1 pseudogene is annotated in these 1,147 nt (G+C 54.2%); it reads left to right on the top strand.

Going from position 1 to position 1,147, the window contains the following annotated elements:
- A pseudogene (locus ACZBKJ_RS09865) lies at positions 1 to 1,147 on the top strand (hypothetical protein); the annotation flags it as partial.

Genomic DNA, 1,147 nt, shown 5'->3' with positions numbered 1-1,147 from the left:
CAACAAGATTACCAATGTTGCTGCGGGTACGGACGGTACCGATGCGGTTAATGTAGACCAGCTCAAAGCAGCCGCCACCAAGGTAACTGCTGGTGACGGTATTGCCGTTACCTCGATTGTGGATAACGCAACCGGCAGTACCACCTACAAAGTAGCGGCCGCCACCACGCCGCTGATGGTAGCCAACGGCAAAGTCGATACCCCAGCTGCTGCTGATGCCAACAAACTGGCCACAGCCGGCGACATTGCCAATGCAATTAACAACAGCGGTTTCCAAGCCACAGCGAGCGGTAATTTGGCTAGCGGCACCAACGCCACACCTACTACCGTTAAACCTGGTCAGAAAGTAACCTTTGCAGCCGGTAACGGTTTAACTGTAAAACAGGATATAGACAATGCCAGCGGCAACCAAACGTACACCTATGCATTGGATGCCCAATCTGTGGTGCAAGATGCCCAAACCCCAGTGGTGTACACCAAAGCAGACGGCAGCAAAGTGTACAAACAACCCGACGGCAAATTCTATGACGCACCGACAGGCGGCAACGAAGTTCCAGCCGGCGACGTGATTGCCAGCATGCAGAATGCAGCTGGTAACACCACTGCGCCGACCACTTTGGCTAACGTGAAGAGCAATCTGGCAGATGCAGGTAATGCCGTAACCAACCCGGCCGGTAATAGCCGCACCGATTTGGAAGGTAAGGGCAACAATGCCGCCACGGTTAACGACGTATTGAACGCGGGCTTTACCGTACAAGGTAACGGCACAGACAAAGACTTCGTTACCCACGGCGACACCGTTAACTTTGCCAACGGCCAAGGTACCGTAGCCAACGTAACGAGCGCCAATGGCGTGACTACCGTTAAGTTTGATACCCCGATGACCTATGCCGATGCATCAGGTAACCCCACCAGCACTCCGAGCAACAAGGTGAACCTGGTAGGCGGTACTGCAGGCAGCCCGGTGACTTTGGGTAACGTAGCGGACGGTAACATTGCTGCAGGCAGCAAAGAAGCTGTGAACGGCGGTCAGCTGCATGCTACGAACCAGAACGTTGCCAATAATGCGGCCAACATCGCCAAAGGCATCAATTTTGGCGGTACTACCGGTAGCAACAACTACCAGCTGGGCGATACCATCAACGTG

This window comes from Moraxella sp. I5G (assembly GCF_055193055.1).
Note: the sequence above shows the minus strand (reverse complement) of the source record. Positions and strands in the feature narration are given on the sequence as shown.